Origin of the sequence: Sphingomonas cavernae (assembly GCF_003590775.1) — a bacterium.
GTDB lineage: Bacteria > Pseudomonadota > Alphaproteobacteria > Sphingomonadales > Sphingomonadaceae > Sphingobium_A > Sphingobium_A cavernae.
Genome location: NZ_QYUM01000003.1, coordinates 543,437 through 568,514, shown reverse-complemented (window position 1 = coordinate 568,514; position 25,078 = coordinate 543,437). Strand labels below are relative to the sequence as shown.

At 63.9% G+C, this 25,078-nt stretch carries 16 protein-coding genes; 7 read left to right on the top strand and 9 right to left on the bottom strand.

Features of this window, described 5'->3' with window-relative positions:
- Positions 1–4: 4 nt before the first annotated feature.
- On the top strand, positions 5–847 hold the full coding sequence (locus D3876_RS10385) for a phytanoyl-CoA dioxygenase family protein (protein ID WP_119761967.1): 843 nt from the start codon (positions 5–7) through the stop codon (positions 845–847).
- 81 nt (positions 848–928) lie between these two features.
- On the opposite strand, the gene D3876_RS10380 is transcribed toward D3876_RS10385, so the two are convergent.
- Together D3876_RS10380 and D3876_RS10375 are read right to left on the bottom strand one after the other, a co-directional pair.
- On the bottom strand, positions 929–2,215 hold the full coding sequence (locus tag D3876_RS10380) for an amidohydrolase family protein (RefSeq protein WP_119761966.1): 1,287 nt from the start codon (positions 2,213–2,215) through the stop codon (positions 929–931).
- Complete coding sequence (locus D3876_RS10375; RefSeq protein WP_238475325.1) at positions 2,212–4,254, bottom strand: prolyl oligopeptidase family serine peptidase; 2,043 nt, start codon at positions 4,252–4,254, stop codon at positions 2,212–2,214. Before D3876_RS10375 ends, D3876_RS10380 begins: the two co-directional genes overlap by 4 nt.
- 134 nt (positions 4,255–4,388) lie before the next feature.
- Between D3876_RS10375 and dacB the strand changes: the two genes are divergently transcribed.
- Positions 4,389–5,846, top strand: coding sequence for a D-alanyl-D-alanine carboxypeptidase/D-alanyl-D-alanine endopeptidase (gene dacB / locus D3876_RS10370; protein WP_119761962.1), 1,458 nt, complete (start codon positions 4,389–4,391; stop codon positions 5,844–5,846).
- Between the two features lie 8 nt (positions 5,847–5,854).
- Here dacB and D3876_RS10365 read toward each other — a convergent pair whose 3' ends face one another.
- Together D3876_RS10365 and D3876_RS10360 are read right to left on the bottom strand one after the other, a co-directional pair.
- Positions 5,855–6,856, bottom strand: a complete 1,002-nt coding sequence (locus D3876_RS10365; protein ID WP_119761961.1) for a serine hydrolase domain-containing protein — start codon at positions 6,854–6,856, stop codon at positions 5,855–5,857.
- Positions 6,853–8,367 (bottom strand): MFS transporter, encoded by a 1,515-nt coding sequence (locus D3876_RS10360; RefSeq protein ID WP_238475324.1) that lies wholly within the window; start codon positions 8,365–8,367, stop codon positions 6,853–6,855. The genes D3876_RS10365 and D3876_RS10360 overlap by 4 nt, the downstream gene beginning before the upstream one ends.
- A gap of 267 nt (positions 8,368–8,634) precedes the next feature.
- Between D3876_RS10360 and D3876_RS10355 the strand changes: the two genes are divergently transcribed.
- The 3 genes from D3876_RS10355 (at position 8,635) to D3876_RS10345 (ending at position 13,574) form a co-directional block, all read left to right on the top strand.
- On the top strand, positions 8,635–11,649 hold the full coding sequence (locus D3876_RS10355; RefSeq protein WP_119761959.1) for a TonB-dependent receptor domain-containing protein: 3,015 nt from the start codon (positions 8,635–8,637) through the stop codon (positions 11,647–11,649).
- 35 nt (positions 11,650–11,684) lie between these two features.
- Positions 11,685–12,038, top strand: a complete 354-nt coding sequence (locus D3876_RS10350; protein WP_119761957.1) for a hypothetical protein — start codon at positions 11,685–11,687, stop codon at positions 12,036–12,038.
- 339 nt (positions 12,039–12,377) lie between these two features.
- On the top strand, positions 12,378–13,574 hold the full coding sequence (locus D3876_RS10345; RefSeq protein ID WP_119761956.1) for an alginate export family protein: 1,197 nt from the start codon (positions 12,378–12,380) through the stop codon (positions 13,572–13,574).
- An 88-nt stretch (positions 13,575–13,662) separates the two neighbouring features.
- Here D3876_RS10345 and D3876_RS10340 read toward each other — a convergent pair whose 3' ends face one another.
- The 3 genes from D3876_RS10340 to D3876_RS10330 are packed head-to-tail and all read right to left on the bottom strand — an operon-like array spanning position 13,663 to position 15,823.
- A complete protein-coding gene (locus D3876_RS10340) occupies positions 13,663–13,938 on the bottom strand; it encodes a hypothetical protein (RefSeq protein ID WP_119761954.1) in 276 nt (91 codons plus the stop codon).
- Complete coding sequence (locus D3876_RS10335) at positions 13,935–15,521, bottom strand: PepSY-associated TM helix domain-containing protein (protein ID WP_119761952.1); 1,587 nt, start codon at positions 15,519–15,521, stop codon at positions 13,935–13,937. Before D3876_RS10335 ends, D3876_RS10340 begins: the two co-directional genes overlap by 4 nt.
- Positions 15,518–15,823, bottom strand: coding sequence for a hypothetical protein (locus D3876_RS10330; protein WP_119761950.1), 306 nt, complete (start codon positions 15,821–15,823; stop codon positions 15,518–15,520). The genes D3876_RS10335 and D3876_RS10330 overlap by 4 nt, the downstream gene beginning before the upstream one ends.
- 146 nt (positions 15,824–15,969) lie before the next feature.
- Between D3876_RS10330 and D3876_RS10325 the strand changes: the two genes are divergently transcribed.
- Positions 15,970–18,036 carry a TonB-dependent siderophore receptor gene (locus tag D3876_RS10325; protein ID WP_119761949.1) on the top strand — a complete coding sequence of 689 codons (2,067 nt, stop codon included), beginning with the start codon at positions 15,970–15,972 and terminating at the stop codon, positions 18,034–18,036.
- 21 nt (positions 18,037–18,057) lie between these two features.
- Here D3876_RS10325 and D3876_RS10320 read toward each other — a convergent pair whose 3' ends face one another.
- Positions 18,058–19,158: a helix-turn-helix transcriptional regulator gene (locus D3876_RS10320; RefSeq protein ID WP_119761947.1), complete on the bottom strand. Its 1,101-nt coding sequence runs from the start codon at positions 19,156–19,158 to the stop codon at positions 18,058–18,060.
- Positions 19,159–19,612: 454 nt separating this feature from the next.
- Between D3876_RS10320 and D3876_RS10315 the strand changes: the two genes are divergently transcribed.
- Positions 19,613–24,616 (top strand): autotransporter domain-containing protein, encoded by a 5,004-nt coding sequence (locus D3876_RS10315; protein ID WP_119761945.1) that lies wholly within the window; start codon positions 19,613–19,615, stop codon positions 24,614–24,616.
- A 188-nt stretch (positions 24,617–24,804) separates the two neighbouring features.
- On the opposite strand, the gene D3876_RS20240 is transcribed toward D3876_RS10315, so the two are convergent.
- Positions 24,805–24,987: a hypothetical protein gene (locus D3876_RS20240; protein ID WP_147417637.1), complete on the bottom strand. Its 183-nt coding sequence runs from the start codon at positions 24,985–24,987 to the stop codon at positions 24,805–24,807.
- Positions 24,988–25,078 lie beyond the last annotated feature (91 nt).

Here is a 25,078-nt window from a genome sequence, read left to right as displayed (position 1 = left end):
AGCAATGGCGAACGCATATTCCGACGATCTCATGTCGCGCTATCAGCGCGACGGTTATGCGGTGATCAGCGGGTTCTTCAATGCCGAAGAAGTCGCGACGGTCGGCGCCGCGATCGACGCGTTGCATGACGAAGGCGTGCGCCACGGCCGCAGCTTCCGGCACGGGAACCTGTTCTACAACGTCACGCCCGGCCTCAATGGCGAACCGCTGGTGCGGATGGTGCAATGGCCGTCCTATCACAAGGCCGTCCTGAACGCGGTCCGCCTCGCCCCCCGTTTCGCGCGGCTGCTGGAGCCCCTGCTCGGCGCGAACCTGAAGCAGATCATCAACCAGGTTCACTGGAAGGCGCCCGGGGCGCTGGGCGATTTCGCCTGGCATCAGGATTCGCGCTTTCGTCAGCCCCAATGGGCGTATCGGAACCTTGCGACATCCTATGTCCAGACCGGGCTCGCCATCGACCCGCACACGCCCGAAACGGGCTGTATGCGCTTCATCCCGGCAAGCCATCTGAAGGGCGACCTCGGGCTCGATTGCTCGACCGATGTGCTCGGCACCGCGATGAGCGACGCCGCACTCGAGGCGGCATCGCTCTCGCCCGCCGACGCGATCGACGTGATCCTGGAACCCGGCGATCTTGCGCTGTGGAATCCCTATCTGGTGCATGGATCGGGGACCAATCGATCCAGCCATCGCCGCCGGCTTTACATCAACGGCTATGTCCGCGCCGAGGATTGCGATCGTGGCGAATGGGCGTTCCGCGAGGGTGAGCCGGTGCCCCTGGGACAGGAGCCCGCGCTGGTCCATTATGAGGAACTGCGCGAGCGCGGCGAACCGCATTATGTGTGATCAGCGGCCGCCCAAGCGCGGTTAGAGCACTTCCCGAAAAAAGTGGGAACCGGTTTTTCGGTCAGGAAGTGCTCAAGACATTTAGTCAAAACTCACGGCGCGTCCCGAAACCCATGTCCGGCGCACCTGATACAAATCCTCGATCTGCTCGTCGGGCCTGCCTGCCACCAGCACCAGATCAGCGCGCTGGCCGCGGGCGATCCTGCCATGGTTTCGCGCGCCCATGATGCGGGCGCTGGTGGTTGTCGCCGCCGCCAGCGCCTCGCGCGGCGTGAAGCCAAGCGTGGTCAGCAACCGGATCTCGCGCTGTGCTGCAAGGCCGGGATAGACGCCGCCAATGCCAGTATCGGTGCCGATGCCGATCCTGATGCCCGCCGCGTGGAGCAGCCGGACATTGTCCTGCATGATCTGCCAACGTTTCGATTCATAGTCGCGGATGGGCTGAACCGCCTCGGCGCGGCGCTGGGTTTCGCGCTCGAGGTCGCGGGGGCGCAGACGGCTCCATTCCGCGGGAAGCAGCCTGCGATCCTGCTGCGGCTCATAGACCGCCAGCGTCGGCACATAGCTGGTGCGATGCTTCTTCATCAGCCGGATGAGTTCGCGATCGACCAGCGCATCCCCCACCCCGTGCACCAGCGCATCCACGCCCGCGCGCGCCGCGATCTTGGCGCCCGCGAGCGTGACGGTATGCGTCACGACACGGATGCCGTCAGCGTGCGCGGCATCGACGATCGCCTTCAATGTCGGCAGGTCCATGTCGGGCAGGTCGGCATCGCGCGCATAGCGCCAGCCATCCGCGAAAACCTTGATTACACCGGGGCGATAGGGAAGCAGCCGCTCCATTGCTGCGCGTGCTTCGGCGGGCGTGGTTACCTGGGTCGTGATCGAATTGGTGAATTCGGATTCGGTGCCGTGACCGTGCGGCACACCAAGCCGGATCGCGAGGACCATGTGCGGCGCCTCGACCAGCGCAGATGTCTCGATCGCGCGGATCGGCGCGAGCATTGGCCCCGAAACCGAATATTCGTTCACCGATGTGACCCCGCTCGCCAGATAGGGCCGGTGCGTGGCAGCGAGCGTTTCAGCGTTTTCGAACGCAGCGCGCGGGGTATGGATATGCAGATCGTGCAGACCCGGGATCAGCGTCATCCCGCTTGCATCGACAATTTCGGCATCGCGTGCGGAAATGCGCCGCGCCACAGCGACGATCCGGTCCCCGCGCACCAGCACATCACGAAGCTTCGCGGGTGCACCCGTGCCATCGAAAACGCGCGCGCCCCGGATCAGCGTCGCGGGCTCGGCTTGGGCCGTGGCGATCCCAATGAATGCGCAGACCAGCGCGAGCATGTTGCGAAGCCAGATTTTCACTTTGGTTCGCCCTTCAGATTCTCGTCGAAAAAGGCCCTGGTCGCATCCATGCTTCGCAGCCAGCTATCATGACGGAAAAAGCTGTGGCGTTCATTGGGGAACGTCAGTTCCTCAAAAGGAATGCGCCGCGCCGCAAGTTCGCGCGCCAGCAGCAGCGACTGCCAGAAGGCCACATTCTTGTCGTCGTCGCCGTGGATCAGCAGCACCGGCGATTTCCAGCGATCGAGCGCCGCCATGGGAGAACTGTCCCATTGAAGCTGGCGCGCTGCCTCCTGCGCCTTGGGTGAGAGATTGCCCGGCACGGTTCGCAGCAGCGTGTGCACGCCGTGCAGATCGACTCCTGCGGCGAAGAGCGCGCTGTCACGCGCCAGCGCCAGTGCCGTCAGATAGCCGCCCCAGCTTCCGCCCCAGATGCCGATCCGATCGGGATCGACATCGGACTGCCCGGCGAGCCAGCGCCCGGCGGCAAGCACGTCACGATATTCGGACGCACCGCCCCGGCCCGTATCGCGGGCGTCGCGAAACGCCTGCCCATAGCCGGTGCCGCTGCGATAGTTGACCGACAGCACCGTATAGCCTTGCGACGCGAGATACTGGTTCATCGCATAGGTTTTCGAATAATAGCCCGATGGGTGAAAACCCAGCAGCATCTGACGCCGTGGCCCGCCATGAACGAAGACGATCGCGGGTCGCTTGCCGTTCGCACGGCCGCGGAACAACTGGCCGTGCACCTCGACGCCGTCCTCCGCCGTGAACATCACCGCCTCGGGCGCAATGAATCCCTGCGCCTCGACGACCTTGCCGAGCGGCTGCAGCGCGCGCGCGACCAGCGCGGGATGTGCCGGACGCCGCGCATCGCTCGCGATCACCGCAAGCGCATCGCCCGCGATCGTCGGGTTGCTCTCTATCCCGTCGCCATGCGTCAGCGCCTCGGGCACGCCGCCGTCGAGACGCTGGCGCCAGACATGCCGCCGGTCGATGTCGCCCGCATTGCTCGCATAGATCAGATTGCGGCCGGTGGCGTCGAGGAGAAAGCTCTCCACCTCGAACGCGTCCTGGGTCAGCGCACGCGGCGTGCCGCCTTTTGAGGCGTCGATGGCGTAGGCGTGCACCCAGCCGCTGCGCTCCCACGGGAACAGGATCTCACCCCGGCTGCTCCAGAACAGGTTGCGGCTGCGCGTGCCGTAATAGCGCCCGCCCTTACCCGGCGGGGCGGCCCAAAGTTCGCGCGCCGCGCCACTGGCAGCATCAGCGATCCGGATCGACCAATAGGGGCCCGTGTCATCCGACGCGCCCTGGGGCGGGTCGACATAGCGGACGAACGCGACCTGCCGTCCATCGGGCGAGAATATGGGTTCGACCGAATAGCCGAGGCCGGGATCGAGATAGGTAAGCCGCGCCGACGCAATGTCGAGCACCGCCACGAAACTGTGATCGTCGCGATTGTCGACGAACAATAGCCGGCTGCCATCCGGGGACCATTGCAGCCCGGTCACATCGCCCGTCACCGTCGCAAGTTTTCGCGATTCGGCACCGCGGTGCCACATCCACACTTCGCCCTTGCGCGTATAGGCCAACCGTTCGCCACGCGGATCGAATGCGGGCGAGTGCCCCTCACCCACCAGCGAAGGCGCGCCGGCATCCCATGCGACGACGAAGACCTGTTGCGCAGGGACCTCCGCCGCCGGGCCCGTATTGGGCCGATCATCATCGGGAAACTCACCGTCACCGCCCGCGACAAAGGCAAGATGCGCGCCGCTGTTGCTGAATGTCAGGTCATAGAGCTGCTGGCCGTCGTCGGCGCTGTACGCCGAAAGTTTGCGCGCCGGGGCGCCGGGATCGGCGGTCCAGATGTTGCGCACGCCAGCCGCGCTTTCGATCCATGCAAAGCGCGGCACGTCGCGCGCGCCCGCAAGCCCGCTCGCGACGGGGAGCGCCAGCGCGGCGGCAAGCGCGTCGCGGTCGTCGGCAGCGGCCGGTTGGGCCAGCATCAGCCCCGCCGCGCACAGTATGAACCAAAGCCCCCTCAGTAACGCCATGCCCCACTGTTGAAGTGCGGGGCGTGGCGCTGCAAGCGCGAACTCCCCTGTCATGCCAGACGGTTATAGGCGGGCCAACGCTCAGAATGAGCACGCGCAATTGCGCCTCACACGGTTGGGCTTAGGGTCATGGCATGATCCTGTTGCGACCAGCGCTTGCGCTTTTCCTCGCGGCCGCGGCCGTACCGGCCGTGGCCCAGCCCCCGCTCCAGGCACGGATCGAGGCCAGACTGGCCAAGGCAGGCCCTGGAACGCGCTTCGGTCTGGTCGTCACAACCGCGGACGGCAAGGACCTGATCGCGATCTCCCCCGACGACCGCTTCATACCCGCGTCCAACACAAAGATCTTCACGACCGCGGCCGCCTATGCGACGCTCAGTGCGCTCGACCAGCCCGACACCAATGGTGGCGCGGCTGTGCGGCTGGACGATGACGGCCCGGGCGCACCCGATGTGGTCCTGATCGGCAGAGGCGATGCACGGCTTTCGAGCGCCGCCGATTGCGCGGCCAATTGCCTTGCCGCGCTGGCCGATGCGGTTGCGGCACGGACGCGCATCGTCGGCAACATTGTCGGCGATGACACGCTGTTTCCCGATGAGCGCTGGAGCCCGGGAATGAGCTGGAACAACATCTCGTCGCGCTACGGCACCGCCACCTCGGCGCTGACGCTGGACGACAACGAACTGCTGCTGGTCGCGACCCCCGGCACCGCGGGCACGCCGCCGCACGTGGCGCTCGCGCACCCTTATTACACGATCGAGAATCATGCGCTGACCGTGGCTGCGGGCGAGGAGAATCTTTCCATCGACCGCGCGCCCAATGGCAGCGTCGTGCGGCTGACCGGCAGCATCCCGGTCGGGGCCGCGCCCGAGCGGCTGCGGTTCTCGATCGACGATCCGGCGCATTATGCGGCGTGGCGCATGAAGGCGCTGCTCGAGGCGCGCGGCGTGCGCGTAACGGGTGGAGCAGTGGCGCGGCACCGTCCGCACTTGCCCATCGATGATCCGGCCACGCGCAAGGGGACGCCACCGCCGCGACCGCCGCACGCCGCGCCGCTCGCGCAACTTACCCCGCCGCCACTTGGCGAGGATCTGACGCGCATCAACGTCGAAAGCCAGAATCTCCACGCCGAGCTGCTGTTGCGCCGGCTCGGGAACACCGAGGGCACCGGTTCGATCGCTGACGGCATAGCCGTGATCGACGCGATGCTTGCCCGCGCCGGGGTGCCGCGCACCGCCTATGACTTTTCGGACGGTTCGGGCATGTCGACCTATAATCGCGTTTCGCCGCGCGGTGTCGTCACCTTCCTGCACTGGATCGGGGCGCAACCCTGGGGCGCGGCGTGGCGCGACACGCTTCCGGTCGGAGGGCGCAGCGGCACGCTCTCACGCCGGTTCAAGGGGACGGCTCTCGAAGGGCGCGTCTTTGCGAAGACGGGCACGCTCAACGCCACCAACGCGCTTGCCGGGCAGATGATTGCAGGGAGCGGGCGTACGCTGGTCTTCGCGATCTACGCCAATGACGTCCCCGGCGATGCCGGCGCGACTTCGACGATGGATGCGGTGCTGGAAATGATCGCCGCGGAGAACTGAGGCCGGACTCAACCCTGCCAGGCGGCGATTACCGCATCGCCCGTGGCGGGCCGCAGCGCGAAGATGCCGCTGTCGCGGTGCCGCGTCGGGTGGACGCGGTTGGTGAGCAGCGTCCAGGCAAGGCCGCGGTCGAAATCGATCCACAGGCCCGTGCCGGTGAAGCCAGTATGCCCAATCGTCTCGTCCGAACAGGCATCGCCGCCCGACCAGCCCGCAAAACGGCGCTCCCACCCCGCGGTGCGATCGCCGTTCATCCGCGTGCGGATTGCAGCAAGCGTCGCGGGCGATGCGCCGCTGCCGTTGAGCAGCCCTTCGGCAAAGCCCAATACGCCGTCCACCGTGCCGAACAGCCCGGCATGGCCGGACGCGCCGCCCAGCGCATAGGCGTTTTCGTCATGGACCTCGCCCTTGAGGATCCGGCCGCGCCACTGGCAATGCTCGGTGGCGACCGCGGGACCGGGCGGTGGCCCGAAGGTCAGGCCATAGCCAAGCGCCCAATCGGACAGCGGCGCGCCGGTGATGCGCTCTATCGCGATGCCGAGCAGAATATAGTTGATGTCCGAATAGACGGCCGGGCCCTGCCGCCATTCGCGCTGGAGCACGAATGCACGCAGCCGCGCCGGGTCGTCGCCATAGGTGTAGATCGGCTCGACCGCAGGCAGGAACGTTCGGTGCGCCAGGCAATCGCGAAAGGTGATCTTGCGCTCGGCGGCGTTGGCGACGTCATATTGCCGCAGATCGGGAATCGCGCCGATCAACGGCGCGTCGAGCGCGATCCTGCCCCGCTCGGCGAGTTCGAGGATCATCATTGTCGTCGCAATCACCTTGCTGACGGAGGCGAGGTCGAACCAGTGGTCGGCGGTCAGGGGCTGGGGTTCGGGCACCAGCGCTGCCATGCCCGCGGTCCTTGTCCAGCGCCTGCCATCGGCTGCCACGATACCCAGCGTCGCGCCCGGAATACTGCCGTCCGCAACGGCAGCCGCAGCGGGCGCGAAGGCCTGGTCGATCATATCTTCTCCGTCCTTGGCCTGATGCGGGCGATCAACGGCAGGAAGAGGATCGCGCCAAGGCTTACCAGCCCTGAAAGGATGAAGAAGCCGTCATAGCCGATCCGCACCACCATCGCGCCGCCCGCCCCCGACAGCAGTCGCGGCAACAGAAAGGCGAAGCCCGATAGAAAGGCATATTGCGCACCGGGATAACGCGGGTTCACCAGCATCGAGAGATAGACGACGAAGATCGCGCCCGCCATGCCATTTCCGAACTGATCCGCGGCGGTAGCGATGTAAAGCATCATCTCGCTCGGGCTTTGATGCGCCAGCCAGACAAAGCCGAAATTGCCCAGCGCGGCGAAGACCGCACCGATCGAGAGCGTGACACCCCAGCGCCAGCGCGCGGCCATCCAGCCGCCAAGCCCCACGCCGATTATGCTTGCGATAAGCGCCACATAGCTGTCGGCGCGCCCGATCTCGCTCAGCGAATAGCCCAGTTCCTTGATCATCGGCTTGGACAGGTTGAGCGCGAGAACGTCGCCCATCCGATAGACCGAGACGAACGCCATGAGCAGCAGTGCGCCATAGGCATAGCGCCAGAAGAAATCGACATAGGGGCCGATCGCGGCCGATTGCCGAAGCGGATGCGCTGCTGGCAGCGTGCGGATCCTGGGTATCGCCGCCGCCATGATCAGGAACGGCACCATGCAGATCACGAGCACATAGGGCGTGACGTTGGTCTTGTCGCTCATCCCCATATTCGCGGCCGTGCCCAATATCACCCAGCCGACCGCCGCGGCCAGCGCCATGGCGGCGAACAGGATCGCCACGCTCGTGCCGACGCCGATGGCGAGTGCCGGCCAGCGACTGCCGCCGTGCCCGGGATCGGGGCGCATGGCGGCGAGAATCGGGAAAGGCAGAAAGGCTGCCGCGGCTATGGCGAGATAGGCGATGGTCCAGTCGGCATGGTCGGCGATCAGCAACGCGCCACTCCCCGCCGCGACCATCGCGGTGCGGTAGCCCCACAGGTTCGCCGCTGCGATCGGGCCTTGCTCCGCCTGGGTCGGCGCGAGTTCGATGCGCCAGGCGTCCGCCGCCACCTCGAGCGTCGTGGTCCAGAAGGCAAGGAGCACCGCGAACAACGCGGTGACAGCGAGGTTCTCGTCCGACGATGTGAACGCCATCGCGACCATCGCGGTGAAGATGCCGAGCTGCGAGAGCATGATCCAGCCGCGGCGCTTGCCCCAGAAACGCGCGAATCCGGGCACGTCGAAGCGGTCGAGCATTGGTGCCCACAGGAATTTGAAGGTCGGCAGCAATTGCACCCAGGCGAAGAAGCCGATGATGACGACGCCGACGCCATGCGCCTGCAGCCTGAGCATCAGCACCGTCGAGAACATGTAGAAGGGCAGTCCCGCCGAAAAGCCGAGCAAGATGTACAACGCCCGCCGCGCGAGCGGCGATGGCAACGCGCGCACGGTTTCCTCTGTCGGCAGATCGCTTGCCGTCAGGGCTGCGCCCTCACCCATTGCAGGATTTCCATTGCATATGTCGGGCTGGCATTCGGCCTCCTGCGGCCGTGCGTGGCCCCCTGTCCCTTTCGTCACGCCAAGCGTAACTCCAGTCAATGGTCGTGAACGTGGACACACGACGCAGCGGACTCCGGTGTGGCATAAATATGACAGAATGCCGTGTGGTTATGGCCCGGCAAACAGATACTATGCCGCGCGCTTCTTGATCTGATCGTTAATGGCGCGAGCCGCCTGGGGAGGCGGAATCCTAATAAGGGGGTCAATATGCGTGACGTGACGGCGATGCGGCGTTTTCTGGTGACGGGGACGGCGCTTGCCACGCTGTGCTGGGCAGGCACGACGATGGCACATGCGCAGGACGGCGCGCCGGCGGAAACGTCCGCGACCGGCGCCGATGGCAGCGAGATCGTGGTCACCGGAACGCGCGTCGTGCGCGACGGCTTCCAGGCGCCGACCCCGCTACAGGTGCTGACCGAGGCGGACATCGAGAATTCCTCGCCGACCAACAACATCGCGGACTTCGTCAATCAGCTTCCAGCGCTCGCGGCGTCCATCCGTCCGTCGAACTCGCGCCTCAACCTCAGCGATGGTATCGCGGGAATCAACGCGCTCAACCTGCGCAGCCTGGGCACCGTTCGCACGCTCGTGCTGATCGACGGGCGGCGGTCGGTGGGTTCAACCGCCAATGGCGTCGTCGACGTCAATACGATCCCCCAGTCGCTCGTGGAACGCGTCGAAGTGGTGACGGGTGGTGCCTCGGCTCAGTATGGCTCCGACGCGGTTGCCGGCGTGACCAACTTCATCCTCAACAAGAAGTTCGAGGGCCTGAAGCTGTCCGCCGACACCGGCATCACCGAAAGGGGCGACGGCTTCAACTACTCGGCTGATATTGCCGCCGGCTTTAAGTTCGCCGATGGACGCGGCCGCCTGATCCTGGCCGGCGAGCTCGCCCACACGGACGGCATCTTCGAGGTTGATCGTGACTGGAACCACACCGGCTTCGTGCGCATCCAGAACCCTGCCTGGACAGCCAACAGCACAGTGCCGCGGTACCTCTTCCGCACCCAGGTCGGCGCAGCCAACTCAACCCCCGGTGGGCTAATTACCGGTTCGGCCGGTGGCGTCGCCAACCGGCTCTGCGGCACCTATTTCGGTCAGGCCGGCTCTATCAACCAGTACCAGTATGGCAGCCTGACGTTTCCGTCGCCTGCCTGCTCCTCGACCCCCTCCCTGACACAGGGCGGTGACTGGCGGATCAATGATTCGGGCCGCCGCATCGGCCTCAACTCGGAAGAAGACCGCTATGGTCTCTTCGGCAGGCTGAGCTTCGATGTCAGCGACGCGTTCACGCTTTTCGCCGAGGCCTCGTACAATCGGCAGGAAACACTGTTCAACGCTGGTCCGAACCTGATGACCGGCCTGTCGTTAAGTGCGACTGGATGCGGCACTGCGGCGACGGCTGCGGCGGCTCCGCTTACTTGCAACGCTTTCCTCTACAACACGCTCGGACCGGCGCGGCTAACGGGCCTGACCAGCGCCACGCTGGCGACGACCGCCGTCGACCTGCCCGGCCGCGGCTCGAACAACGAGCGCAAGGTGCAGCGCTATCTGATCGGCGCGGAGGGTGGTTTCGACGCCTTCGGAAAGCAGGCGCGCTGGGACGTTTACGGCCAGTACGGTCGCGCCGAGTTGCACGAGCAGCTAACCAATATTCAGCAAACAACGCGGAGAAACAACGCGCTCGCCGCCGTGTTCGCGCCCGCCGGCAACCCAAACAATCTTCCGGTCGGTTCGATCCAGTGCCTGATCAACGTCAACGCCAGCGCGACGGATGACGATCCCGCCTGCCGCCCGCTCAACCTGTTGGGCATCGGCGTGGCCGATCCCGCTGCGGTCGACTATGTTCTGGGCGATCCGTTCCGCGATCAGACGCTCGAACAGACCGTGGTCGGCGCCAACCTGTCGCTCACGCCGTTCGCGACCTGGGCGGGCGACGTCAGTGTCGCGATCGGCGCCGAGTATCGCAAGGAGAAGATTTCCGGCTTCGTGCCCACCGAATTCCAACCCATCTTCAACTCAACTACCGGCGCATCGACCAGCGTTTGGTCGGTCGGCAACTACCGCCCCAGCAAGGGCAGCTACGACGTCAAGGAAGCCTATCTCGAAACGGTCGTGCCACTGGGCTTCGGATTCGAGTTCAACGGGGCGGTGCGCGGCACCGACTATTCGACCTCGGGCTATGTCACGACGTGGAAGCTGGGCGCGACCTGGCAGCCGATCGACGACATTCGACTGCGCGTCACGCGCTCGCGCGACATTCGCGCGCCCAACCTTAACGAGCTGTTCCAGGCAGGCACCGCCAACACCTCCACCGTCACCAACCCGTTCTTTGTGCCCGGGCAGTCCAATCCAGGGCCGGGAACTGGCGTCTATGGAGCAAGCCTCTCCTACCTGGGCACGATCACGGGCAATCTGGATCTGAATCCGGAGAAGGCCGATTCGTGGAACGTCGGCGCGGTGTTCGCGCCCCGCTTCCTTCCGGGTTTCTCAGCGTCGATCGACTATTTTGACGTCAAGGTGAAGGACGCGATCGACAGCCTCAGCGCGGACGACATCGTCAACCGCTGTTTCGAGGGGCTGGCGGACTTCTGCGCGGCGATCACGCCTGACCCCGCCAATCCTGCGCGCGTCCTCATCGCCCGCCAGCCGGTCAATTTCTCCAGCCTCGTCATCCGCGGTGTCGATTTGGAAGCGGCGTATCGGATGCCCCTCGCCGGGGGCAATCTCTCCCTGCGCGGCATGGCGACGCGCTACACCGACAACATCGTCACCACCGGGGTGCCGGGATTTGTGCCGCTCAACTCCGTCGGGACGCTTGGTGTCGGCACCGGCACGCAATCGATCACGCCGAAGTGGATCTACCGTTTCACCGCGACCTACGACATCGAGGATTACTCGCTGACGGCGACGGCGCGCGGGGTAGGCGACGGCAGGTACGACGCCACAGGTATCGAGTGTGGGACCACCTGCCCGATCTCGACCAACCAGTTCCCGACCTACGAGGATAACAGCATCGGGGGCGCGACCTACGTCGATCTCAACGCGACGTTCAAGTTCGACGCGATGGGCCGTGGCGACGCGGAGTTCTTCGTCAACGTCACCAATCTGTTCGATGCCGATCCGATCCTGCTGCCCGAAACCGGTCTCGCCGCGAACAGCACCTATAGCGATCTGCTCGGGCGGGCATACCGCGTCGGCGTCCGCATGAAGCTACGCTGAGGCGAGGTTGATCCTTCGCGCTCGCCGCCGCGGCATTGGAGCCGGCGGCGAGCGCCAGTATTTCGTTCGACCTGAAGGGCGGGATATCGGCCAGCGCTGACGGGCCGGCCGATATCGCCGTTTCGCGGCGGCGCGTGACCCGGGATGATTCGGGGCGCGCCGCCTCGATCCGCAAGGTGGTGGTAAGCGCCGCGGTGATGCGGTCGGTCTACCGATCCAACCATTCGACGCCAGCGCAGTTGGCAGTGGCGGAAATTATGGCTTTCATAGCCCATGGCGAGCACTCGTCTTTCCGCCCGCGCGGGGTCTGCAGTAGCCCCGCGGAGAACGCCGACGGAAAATTGTTGCAGTGCATCAAAAATTATCTTGCGCCGCACAAAAAACGGTGACAGCTTCATGACGTCTGGACGATGGAGCCTGGACAGAAAATAGCCGGACGCGTCCAATGGCGGACGAATCCGAGGCGCATTTCTCTCAATTTGAAATGTGCAGAAGGCAATGACGCCGCCCGAACCGGTCTCCACAGACAGGTTTTCGAGGCGGCTTTTTTCGTGTCTTTTTAAACCGCACCTTGGGAGCGGATCGATAACGGCCGCACGTTTGGTTTCATTGTCGGCATGTTCGACAGCCTGGCGCGCTGGAACCTGCAATCCTGCTCGCTGACCGCGTGGTGGCAATGACCGAAAACAGGATGGCCTGGAGCGATGTCTTTTGAAGGGGAAAAGATAATGTTCAAATATGCCCTCGCGTTGGGTCTGCTTGCCAGCGCTGCGCCTGCGCTAGCCAAGGACGTGGAGTTCAAGCCGCTGATCGATACGCGGCTGCGCTATGAAACCGTCGACCAGGACGGGATCGCGCGCGACGCCGATGCAGTGACCGCGCGGATGCGCGCCGGGTTCGAGCTGAAAAAGGGGGATTTCTCCTTCCTTGCAGAATCCGAGGCTACGCTCGCGATCAACGAGCAATATAACAGCAGCACCAACGGCCTCACCCAATATCCGATGGTCGCCGACCCTGAGAATATCGAGCTCAACCGTCTCCAGATACAGTATCGGGGCCTGCCCAGGACGGTGGTGACGGTCGGACGGCAACGCATCAACCTCGACGATCAGCGTTTCGTGGGCGCGGTCGGCTGGCGGCAGAACGAGCAGACTTTCGATGCGGTGCGCGTCGAAAGCTCGGCACTCGGGCCAGTGACAGTCGATCTCACCTATAGCTGGTCGGATCGTACCATTTTCGGCATCGACAGCCCGATCCAGTCGATCTCGGGCGACAATGTCTTCGGAACCGCGGGCGTCAAGCTCGGCCCTGTGACGGTCAAGAGTCTGGCCTTTCTGATCGATCAGGACGAAGCCGGCCGCCGTCAGTTCTCGAGCCAGACCTATGGCGTCCGCGCGACAGGCGGCTTCAAGCTCGGCGCAAAGGCAAAGCTCAACCTCACCGCCAGCTATGCGCGCCAGTCTGACTGGCACAACAATCCCAACGACTATTCTGCCGACTATTGGCTTGGTGAGGCAGGATTGGAAGTCGCGGGCTTCTCGCTCACCGGCGGCTATGAGGTGTTGGGCGCGGATGACGGCGCCGCCTTCACAAGTTTCCAGACGCCGCTCGCGACGCTCCACAAATTCCAGGGTTGGGCCGACAAGTTCCTCGTGACCCCGCCCAATGGCATCCGCGATTTCTATGCCAGCGGCGGTTACACGATCAAAAAGGCCGGTCCGCTCGGCCCCGTCTCCATGCTTGTCGCCTGGCACCAGTATGACAGCGACCGCCTCTCGATGAATTATGGCACCGAATGGAACGCGCAGATCACGTTGAAGCCGATGAAGACGCTCGGGCTGACGCTCAAATATGCTGACTATGACGCCGACGGCTTCGCGACCGACACGCGCAAGTTGTGGGTCCAGTTAGACTATATCCTGTGAGGGCAGGCCTGGTCGAAGGGCTGCATAGCTGCTTCGGTCAGGCCAGCGCATTCCCGGTGGTATCAGCAACTGTCCCGCTTGCGATGCGTCAGCCCGCGTCTTCACGCGCCCGGCTGAACCACAGCGCGACGATCCAGCCGGCAGCGGCGCAGCCCCCGAGCCAGACAAGGAAAGCCGCGGAATCGCCCCACAGCGCCCACAAGAGACCGGGCAAGCAGGCGGCGGCGGCGAGCAACCGACGAGACCCGGCGCCATGCCCTTCGCCCGGTAGGCTGGCAGCGCGGCGGCGCTTTGGATCGCCGTAGCAGAGCATGACGATGAGGATCGTCGAGAAAACGATCGCTGCGAAAACCAACATCATCATTCAGCCGCCTGCAAAGCGGAAAGGCCGACGCCGCCGCGCCCGCGCCGCGCGCCGAAAACGCTCCAGATCATCCAGAGGCCAGCCAGCGGGAAAGCAAGATCAAGCGCGGCGATGATCGGCTGACCGACCGAAATCGCATCCGCCCAGCCCGGCCCGCCGGTGAGGAGCCGAAGCAGCGGAAGCACCAGCAGGACCACCCCGGTGCCGACCTGCAGCCAGCGATCGACAACCGCGCCGGAGCGCAGGAAGATCCCGCCGAGGATCGCAGCCACAGCGGCGATGAGGAAGGCGGTGGGAGTCCAGAAGACGGCGACTCCAAGTGGCATGGCGACCAGGAATGCGGCTGCTGTGACGACGAGCGCAAAGGGCAGGCCGAAGCCAACAACCGCCACCGCGCGCTCCAGCCAGTCAAGCGATCGCGTACGCTCACGCCGGCGCGCGAGCCACAGACGAAGGCCGGTGAGCGTCACGTAGCACATCGCGAACCCGAGCCCGAACCAGGCCGCCTTCGACAAAATTCCCGCGAAATTGCCGAAATGGAGCGGCGCCATGATCGCCGCCAGAGTGCCACCCGTCGACGGCCGGGCCCCGATCGATGGCTTGGTGTGCGCAAACTCGGCGGTTGCCCCGTTGTAAAGCAGCGTAACAGGTTCAATGTCGCCAGCCTTGGGATCGTGGAAGCTGCTGACCTTGGCGTCGGCGCGACCAAAATTCTCGATCGCGACGAAAGTGGGAGCGGCGCCGGTGCGGCGAATGGAATCGGCGGCGATCCGGTCGAGATTGCCGATCGCGACGGCCCGCGGGTCGGGCTTTCCCGGATTGCCGAACACCGCATCGTTCAGTGCCTGCACATCGCCCCCGAAGGCGGCCATCGCCACGACGGGCACGCCGATCGTCCCGAAAAAGGAAAAGAAACTGCCTGTAAAGGCGAGCATGAAGGCAAAGGGCAGGCTCCAGGTGCCGGCGACGCTATGACGGTCTCGATTGGCGAGCACGGGACTGGCCTTCCGCCGCAGTGTAAAGATGTCCTTGAACAGATGGCGGTGGATCAACAGGCCCGATATGGCAGCAACGAGCATTGCCAGCCCGAGTATGCCCGTCAGCAGCAGCCCCCATGGATCGGGAACGTGCAGCCGGACATGGGTGTCGACGAGAAAACTGCTCAGCGCATCGTCGTTGCGCGGACCGAATACTTCCTCGCCGGTGCCGTGCAGTTCCCTGGCCACGCGGCCATCGCTGTCGAGCTGATAATAGATGCCGCGGCTGACGAGGGTGCCATCGGGATCGGTCTCATGCCGGTGAAAAAAGGCGCCGAGATTATGGTCGCCGATCTCGAACAGGTCGACGCCCTCATGGTATTTGGCTGGCGTGCGCGCGCCGAGTTCTCGTACGGCGCCGTCGATCGGCCGCTCAAATGCCGATCGCGTCTCGACATGACCTGCCGACCAGATGCCGATCTCTTCGGCGAATACAGCGACCGTGCCTGTAATGACAACCGCGTAGAGCAGCAGGCCGAGCAGGATGCCCGACCAGCCGTGGACGGCGACCATGAGCTTGGTCTCTTCCCTGGGCAGATGGATCATTTCGGCACCTCTCCGCTAGGGACGGGACGATCGAGGAATTTGTGGGCGACCAGCCCGCCGTGGATCGCAAACAAGCCGAGCGCCACGATCGCGACACGTCCAAGCCTTGGGTCCAGGCACGCGTGAAAGAAGAGACCCGCCCAGATCAGCGGGACCAGCACGAGCGGCAGGACCAGATTGTCGATCCCTGCCACGCCGCGCGGCAACCACAGCGTCATGCCCGCCATGATCACGATCGCGATGATCACGGCGCCGGGGCCCGCGAAAAGGATCCGACACCATTTTCGTGACGTGGGCGACATCAATCCTCCCTGATGGGCCAGCCAATTCCAGCGCTCTTGCAAGTCGTTATTATTAACGCGACTAATGCGCAAGCCATTAACGCTATTGCGAATGGGTAGCATTAGCGTTAATGGGACCCTTTTTGGAACGTTGCGCGGGGCTAGTTATGAAAAAAGCAATCGTATTGACCGGAACCATGCTGGTGCTGTGGCCGCAAGTTGCGGCTGCAAGCGAAGCCCCCGTCGATGCGCCTGTGGAGGCAGATAGTTCGGATACCATTCTGGTGACGGCCAGCCGGACTGAAGAATTTGCCGGAACGAAGACGGAAACCCCGCTCATCGAAACACCGCAACCGATCACGATCATCACCGAAGACGTGTTCCGGGCGCAGGGGGCCATCAACATCAGTGACACCGTCCGCTATGCCGCGGGCATCACCGCCAATCCCTATGGCCGCGACACGCGCGTCGACGGTTTCGTCATTCGCGGAATCAACGCGCTGCAGTTCCGTGACGGCATGCGCGACATCTTCAGCTATTATGCCAGCATCACCGCGGACCCGTATAATTTTTCGCGCGTGGAGGTCGTGCGCGGCCCGGCTTCAGTCCTGTTCGGCCAGGGATCGATCGGCGGCCTCGTCAACCTCGTGTCCAAGACACCCGTCTTCGAGACCGGCGGCGAAGCCGGCATCACCTATGGCAGCTACGATCGCATCGAAGCCTTCGCCGATGTCAACGCCGCCCTCTCCGACAAGTTCGCGGTGCGGATGGTCGGCCGCGTGCGCAATGCCGACACCTATGTCGATCATGTGCCCGATGATCGCGTCTTCTTCGCACCATCGGTCCGCTGGCAGCCGACCGAGGACACCGACATCACGTTGCTCGGGGTCTATCAGGAGGACGACGGCGGCTCGACCTCGCAATTCCTGCCGATCATCGGCACACTCAGGGACAATCCCGATAATCCCGAGCAGCTCGACCGTTTCCTCTTCGTCGGCAAGCCCGGCTGGGACCGCTATGACGGGCGCCTGCTCCAGGGCGGCGGTTCGATCAGCCACCGGTTCAGCGACGCCGTGCAGCTCAACCTCAAGGCGCGCTACATCGACAGCGATGTCACCTATTTCACGCATTATACAGACAGCTATACCAGTCCAACTAACCCTTATCTCGACCCCACAGGGCGGTTGATCGGCCTCTACAGCGACGGCAGCTACGCCAACCTCAACGTCTTCACCACCGACAACAATCTGCAGCTCAAGTTCAACACCGGCGATCAGATCGAACACCTGCTGCTCGCCGGCGTCGACTATAGCTGGAATGAAGTGAGGAAACGCGGCGGGTTCGATTACGAGGTCGTCGACCTATACGATATCGACCGCGATGCGCTGACCATCCCCACGCTCGACCAATATTCGACACGAGAGTCGCAGAAGCAGCTCGGCTTCTATCTGCAGGATCAGATCCGCCTCTGGGATCGCGTCTCGGTGGTGCTGGGCGTCCGGCGCGACCGGGTGGACACGGCCGGCGGCGAAGTCGACAAGGCGACCACCTTCCGCGCGGGTATCATCGGCGAGATCGGCGCCGGCGTCTCGCCCTTCTTCAGCTACACTGAATCCTTCCAGCCGATCGCGGGGGCCACCAGCGACGGTTCGCCCTTCAAGCCACAGCGCGGCGTTCAATATGAAGCGGGCGTCAAATGGCAGCCTGATCTCAACACGCTGGTGACGGTGACGGGCTTCCATATCAAGGAAAGCAACCGCCCGGTCGCCGACCCCGCCAATCCGCTGGGCCAGATCCAGTCGGGCGAACTCACCACCAAGGGCGTCGAGTTCGAAGCCACACGCACCCTGCCCGACAATTTCGACGTGTCGGTGAGCTATGGCTACAACAAGCTCGTCGCGAAGGACGCGGACTATTTCGATTATCTGCCGCGCCACACCGCATCGATCTGGTCGACCAAGACCTTCGAGATGGGCGATGAGGCGTCGCTGCGGCTTGGCGCCGGCGTGCACTACACCGGCAAGCGCACGTCGATCGGGCCGGCCTGGACCAACGTGACCGGGGACAACACGCTGGTCGATGCGCTGGCGGAGGTCCTTTGGCGCGATTGGCGCTTCTCCATCAACGCGACCAACCTGTTCAACGACAAGTTCTACGCCTCCTGCCTCGCGCGCGGCGATTGCTTCATGGGGGCGCCGCGCAATGTTATGGGCACAGTCGCGTACCGTTTTTGACGCGCGACCTGGGCCGGCTCCTCACATCGTTGCGGGATCGATGTGCAGCCGCAGAACGGGGTCGGCCAGCGCCAGCCGGATGAGATCGGTCTGGCGGCGGACTCCGGTCTTCGCAAACAAGGCGGAGAGGTGAAACTTTGCGGTCGTGATGCTGATCCGCGTTCGCTCGGCATAGGCTGAGAGCCGTTCGCCGGCCACGAGCGCGCTCAGCAGCCGCGCCTCCGCCGCCGTCAAGCCATAGGCTTTCCTCAGCCGATCGTCGGGAATCGTCGCCCCGGTCGGCTTGCCGAGAATGAGCATGGCCATAGGCTCGGTAAAGGAGCCGATCTCGCTCTCCGCCTGCACCGGTGCGGCGATGATGTGGATCGTCTCCGATGGGTCGAGAACCGGGATAGTGACCGATGCCGCGACTCCGCCCGGCCGGATCGCCGCGCCTGCAATGGCCGCATGCAGGTCGCGCGTCGCCGAAGGCGTCGATGCGTGAAGGCGATTTCGGCTCACGCCGAGGCCCCCACCGCGCAGGTGGTCCTCGGCGATGCGGTTTGCATATCGAACATTCGCGTCGCGGCTGACGATGATAAGCCCGATCGCGGCATGATCGAGCGCCTGAACTGAAGAATGTCGCTGGAGAGCGGCGGCTTCCATCCGGCGGTGGATTTGCAGGCTCCGGCTCAGATGCGGCAGCAATCGACCGAGCAGGCGCTTGTCCTCCTGATCGAAATCGTCCTGGCAACGACGGCGATGCGCGCCCAGCGTGATGGTTTCCTCTCCGCACTTCAGCAGCGACGCATAGATTCCGCGATGCGCGTCTATCTCGCCGAGATAATCGCTGTAGAATTCGAGACGTCCGCGTTCGGAGTCCGTCACAAGCTCGCTGTCGCGCAGAATCTCTCCCACGGGCGCAACCCTCATGCGCATCATCGCGCGATCGCCCGACCAGTAATGATCCAGATAGCTGCTGATGTGCCGCTCTTCGGCCGCCGAGGCCGCGGCAATCGCTCCTACGGGCCTTTCTCGTTGAACAACGAGTGCCGTGGGCCCCTTGAGCACCTCCTCCAGCGCAAGGACGACGCCGGCCCATCCTTCCGGATGAAGCGACGCCTCATAGATTGCGTCGATCATGGCGGGAACACCGTCGTCTGAACCTGAAATAGAACGCATTGCCAACCGATCAAAGCTTACCAAGATGCCAAGAATCACCTGATTTACGAATAAAATCAATAATGTCTCGTGGCTTGTTACTTGGCGCGTTCCCGCGAACGTCTCGGCCAAGCGCCATCTTCATCACATAATTCAAATATTTTTCCAATCCGAACAGGGTGCATAAAAAATTTCTACTCCCCTACGTTCGTATGGGGCGCAATCTTCATCACCCCGACTATGGCACGCCCAGAAAAGGGCGCCGCGCGCATAGTCGGAGGAACGAACACGGCAATCTGCACTGGTTCATAATTCGCAGAAAACAGCCTGATCGGGGTCGGTTGATCCGATCCTTCCCGAAGCAGTCGAATGCCCTTCGGTCGCCATTCTCATGACAACTCAATCACAGGGGGCCGGCATTTGCCGGCATGAACATATGATCGCGAAGCGTATGCTTTTTTGTGCCTCTGCCTTGTGCGGAAGCCTTGTTCTTATCAACAGCCAGCCGGCCTACGCCGCCTGTACGACGACCACCGACGCCGACGGCAAGAAGACCGTGACCTGCACGGATATTAGCCCGGCAACCAATATCGGTTCGGGCAATGATGTTTTCGTCAATGACGGCACGATCGATGCGGCCGCGGGCGTGGCTCTCGTGGCGGGCACCGACACCGGCAACATCACGAACAACGGTACGATTGCCGCGCGCGCCAACAACACCCCAGGTCTTCACGCGATCAGCGTCGGGGGGATGCGAGCGGGCAGCAAGATCGTCAATACCGGCACGATCTCGGCCGTGGATAGTGTCGGGGCGCATGGCATCGTCGTTGCCGGTTCGGCAGCCATCGAGAATAGCGGGGCAATCTCCACCACCGGCCAGCATTCGCACACCGTCTCGGTTGGTAACGGCAGCACCATCACGCACGGAGGCTCCAGCGCCTCCATCCGCAACACCGGCGCGCAGGGCTACGGCGTGGTCGTCGGCTCGAACAGCACCGTGACCTCCACGGCCTCCATCCGCGCCGAGTCCGATGGTATCGGCGTTCAGCTTGGCGCGGGTTCGACGCTCGACAACGCAGCGGAGATTTTCGGCTCGCGCAACGCGGTGGTCTTCACCGGAGGCGGCACGCTGACCAACCGCGCGGGCGGTTCGCTGACCAATTCCGGCACCGGCTCGACGGTCCAGATGGTCTTTGGCCAGAACCAGCTTTCCAACAGCGGCGTGATCGACACGCCGAACATCGACGCGAATGGCTCTGTCGTCCAGTTCAACACCGGCGTGGGAACGACCGGCACGATCAGGAACGATGCAACCGGCGTGATCGGCCACACAGGGATGCCAGACGGAGCCCGCGCCATCTCCTCGGGCAATTCGGGCAAGGTTGTCGTGCAGAACAGCGGCCGTATCTATGGCGACATCCGCATGGAGGACGGCGACGGCAAGGCGATCTACAACGGCGTCGAGGGCGAAGGCGCCGCCATCGCGGGCACCAGCCTCATCGACGGCGACATCTGGCTGACCGCCGAGGACGATGTCGTTCGCAATGCGGGCACGATTTCGGGCAATGTGAATCTTGGCGACGGCGACAACCGGGTGGACAATCTTGCCGGGGGAACGATTAACGGAAACCTGACTTTCGGAGCGGGTGGACCGGGATCGCTGGCAAGCCCCGGCAACAGGCTCCACAACGAAAGCGGTGCGACGATCAACGGCAACCTCAGCTTCGGAGCGGGCGTCGACAAGGTCTACAATTTTGGCACGATCAATGGCACGACCAACCTGGGCGACAACAATGATCTCTTCTTTTTCAACGGAGGCGCGATCAATGGTGACGTCCTGTTGGGGGCAGGAGATGATAGGTTCTACATCCACAATCGCCCGGTCCTCGCTGGGAGCGTGCGCATCCAGGCCGAGGGCGGCGACGCCGACGAGCTGATATTCTCCGGCGACAGCGGAACCTGGGACGCATCGCAGTTTGAGGGATTCGAGCGGCTCATCAGGACTCAGGACGGCGCCACCACACTGACGGGCGGCTGGGGTGCGTTTTCGGCCGGAATGGAGGTGGAGCGCGGTACGCTCGTCCTCGCCGAAGGCGCGGACAATGAGCTGTTCGGCGATATGGAGGTCGATGGCCTCGGGACGTATATCCTGAACGGCACGCATAAAGGCAATATAAACATCGCCCAAGGCGGCACGCTGGGCGGCATCGGCCGGGTTAGCGACATCACGCTCGACAATGCGGTGGTGACCAATGCGGGCATCGTCTCGCCCGGCCAGAGCATCGGCACGCTGACCCTGTTGCGCGACTATATTCAGACCGCCACGGGCCGCCTCGATATCGAGCTTGGCGCTCCGGGCACCTCTGACCTGCTTGCCGTCGGCGGCACCGCGACGCTTGCCGGCACGGTCAATTTCATCCCGCTCGATCTGGCGGGGACCGGCGCCTATACCTTCATGACCTACGGCGCGCGCTCCGGAACGTTCGATCAGGTTACCAGCGGCGCGGCGGCGCCGGGTCTCTTCTTCACCTATGCCGTCGACTACCAAGCCGACAAGGCCGTCGTGAACGTGGTGAAGACAGGCTCCACGCCGACGCCGACACCCACACCGACCGCCTGCACCCCTGCCAACCCCACATCGGGCCAGACCGTGATCTGCAAGCCGCCCGTCGACCAGACCTATCTGTTCGCGGCGCAGGACCTGACCATCAGCGTCGAAGGCGTGCTGGATTTCCTCTCGCCCGATCCGGTCATCCGGACGACCGGCAGCAACGCGGTCCTCACCGTGGCGGCCGGCGCGGGTATCGTGAATCAAGCTCAAACGGGCGCGGCGCTTGCGATGGAGGGCGAAACCAACCGGCTGACCAATGCCGGGCTGATCAACGCCCCCAATGCATCGGGCGGCCAGAATGCGACGGTCATTCGCTTCTCCAGCGCCCCCGGCAAAATCGGCACGCTCCGAAACGAGGCCAGCGGCACCATCGGCCAGCAGGGCACCACCAATGTCCGCGCGGTCAGCGCCGCCAACGCAGGCATCATCGAGATCGAGAATGCCGGACGCATCCATGGCGCGCTCGACCTGTCGGGCGCCGAACGCGCTCACGTCACAAACGGTCTGCGTGGGAATGACGGCAGGTTGACGGGTCCGATGCGGATCGATGGTTCGATCCTCGCAGGTCGCGGCGACGACGTCGTCATCAACTGGGGCACGATCGCCGGCAATATCGAGACCGCCGAGGGCTATGACATCATCGAAAACCGCGAAGGCGCGACGATCAGCGGTGATGTGAAATCGGGCGCGGGCGACGACCTCATCACGCTGGACGGCGTACTGACCGGCGCCGTCGACACGGGCACCGGCGACGACCGGGTGGACGTTGTGGGTTCGGTGAACGGAAATGTCATGCTTGGTGACGGCAACGACCAGTTCGGGATTGTCGGCGCTGCGACGATTGCGGCAGGCAGCAACATCGATGGCGGTGCCGGAGGCGCCGACGTCGTGACCTTCTATGGCAATACCGGAAGCTGGGATGCGGCGCGCTTCGTCAATATCGAAGGACTGGTGAAGGACGCCGGTGGAACGACGACAATTACCGGCAATTGGCAGCTTGGCAATTTGGCAAACCCCGCCCTCGTCCGGTCCGGCCTGTTGGAGCTGGCCGCGGGCGGCGCGCTTCACGGCGGCACGACGGTCCGCACCCAGGGCACCTACAGGCTCAATGGCGCGAATATCGGCAATGTTGCGGTGGAGACCACGGGCACATTGATGGGTACCGGCGCCGTCGGCAGCAATGCCCTCTTCGCCGCGGGTACGCGCCATAACCTGACCAATTCTGGCATTGTTGCCCCGGGCAACTCGATCGGGACGCTGACGGTGTTCGGCGATTTCATCCAGAATGCGGGTGGCAGGCTCGATATCGAACTCGGCGCGCCTGGCGTTTCGGATCTCCTCGACATCCAGGGCACCGCGCGCCTCGATGGTGCTGTGCAGTTCATCCCACTCGATGCGGCAATGTTCGGCAAATACACCTTCCTGCGCGCGGCGCAGGGCGTGACCGGGACGTTCGGCACGATCAACCCCGACCAGACGATCGCGCAGGGACTGCTGTTCACCTATGCAGTGGACTATAGTGATCCGAACGCGGTGTCGGTGAATGTAGGCAAGACGGGGGGCAATCCTAACCCCAACCCCAACCCCAACCCTAACCCTAACCCTAATCCCAATCCGAATCCGAATCCGAACCCCAATCCAAACCCGAACCCCAATCCGAATCCGAACCCGAACCCGAACCCGAACCCGAACCCCAATCCACCGATCTTTCCGGTGATCCAAGGGCTGACACCGAACCAGATCGCCGTGCGCAACGCCTTCCTTGCCGACGGCGCGTTCACCTCGGATCTGGCTGCGGTGCGTGCCTCGTTGAACGTCATTGATCCGTCAAAGGCCGCCGCTGCGCTCGACTCCTTCTCGGGCGAGGTGCACGGCGTCACGCCGGCGATCGCGGCGCAGGCCGGCCGTCAGTTCGCCGGCCTGCTGGATGGTCGCATGGCCGCCGAGCGTTCAGGCTATGCCGTGTCCGACGCGGAAGTGCGGTCCGAAGGCGCCGAACATGGCACCGCCTTCTGGATGCAGGGGATCGGCACCTTCGGCGATGTTGACGGCGGCGGTGGCGCATCGGGCTATGACTACGACGTCAAGGGCGTGGCCATCGGCGTCGATCGTGCGATCGGCGAAACCGCCCGCCTCGGCATCGCCGGCGGCTATTCGAGCACCGATCTCAACCAGTCCGGTACCGGCTCGAATGGCGACGTCGACAGCTATCATGTCGGCGCCTATGCGATGGTCGACGCCGACCGCCTCTTCGTCGATGCGCAGATCGGCTATACCCGTCACGAGATTGGCACCACGCGTCGGATAGTCACCGGCAACAGCTCGTCGCGCCAGGCCAGCGGCGAAACCGACGCGGACGAGTTCCGCGCCTCGGTGAAAACCGGCATCACGCTGACGTCCGGCAACATCGCTGTCCGGCCAGGCGTCAGCCTGGGCTATGCGAAGGTGAACCAGAATGGTTTCACCGAAGCAGACGCCGGCGATGCGGCATTAATCGTGGGCAGCGCGGAATATGAGGCGCTGACGGGGGCGGTTGGCATCAACCTGACCGGCGAGATCGCTGTCGGCAATGGCAGCGTGAAGCCCTTTGCCAACCTCGCACTCGGGCATGACATTGTTCAGCATGGCTGGTCGGTTTCGTCACGGATGATCGGCGGCGTCAGCGCGTTTCGGATCGATGGCGCCGAACCCGGTCGCACCGCCGGACTGGTCGACCTCGGGGTGATCGGCAAGATCGCAGGCGCGGAGTTCAAGATCCGCTACGGTCTTGAGGCTCGCGAGAACCTCACTGCTCATTCGGTCTCCGGCGGCATCGCGTTCCGCTGGTGACCGATAGCCCCGGCTCTGCGACTTGCACTTCCACCACACCAGCAAGCCGTCGGAGTCGGGGCACCCTTCAGTCTCAGACCAAGAGCACTCAACTTATCGAGCTAAAAATAAACGACAGAATACAATAGATTGGATGATGAATATGTGTTCCGCCCGCTCCGACACAGCAGTCTCACGATGCGGGTAGTTCATGAGGGTTGCATGACATTGCCCTCAATGATCACTTCGTTAGATAGATGTACCGCGACTGGTGTGCCGGCGGATGCGTCGGGCGTCAGCAGCGGTGTGCCCAGCAGCACAATTGCCGTGCCCACGAAGCCGATTGCCGCACGGCCAATCATTGATTGGGTCACTCTCGACAATTTACTCATTTCGCTCGCTCCACGAAATAAAGTCGTCAGGCCCTCGCCACCGGGTTCGCCGGATCGAATGAGATCGGATGGTCGTTGCGGCGCGTGGGTT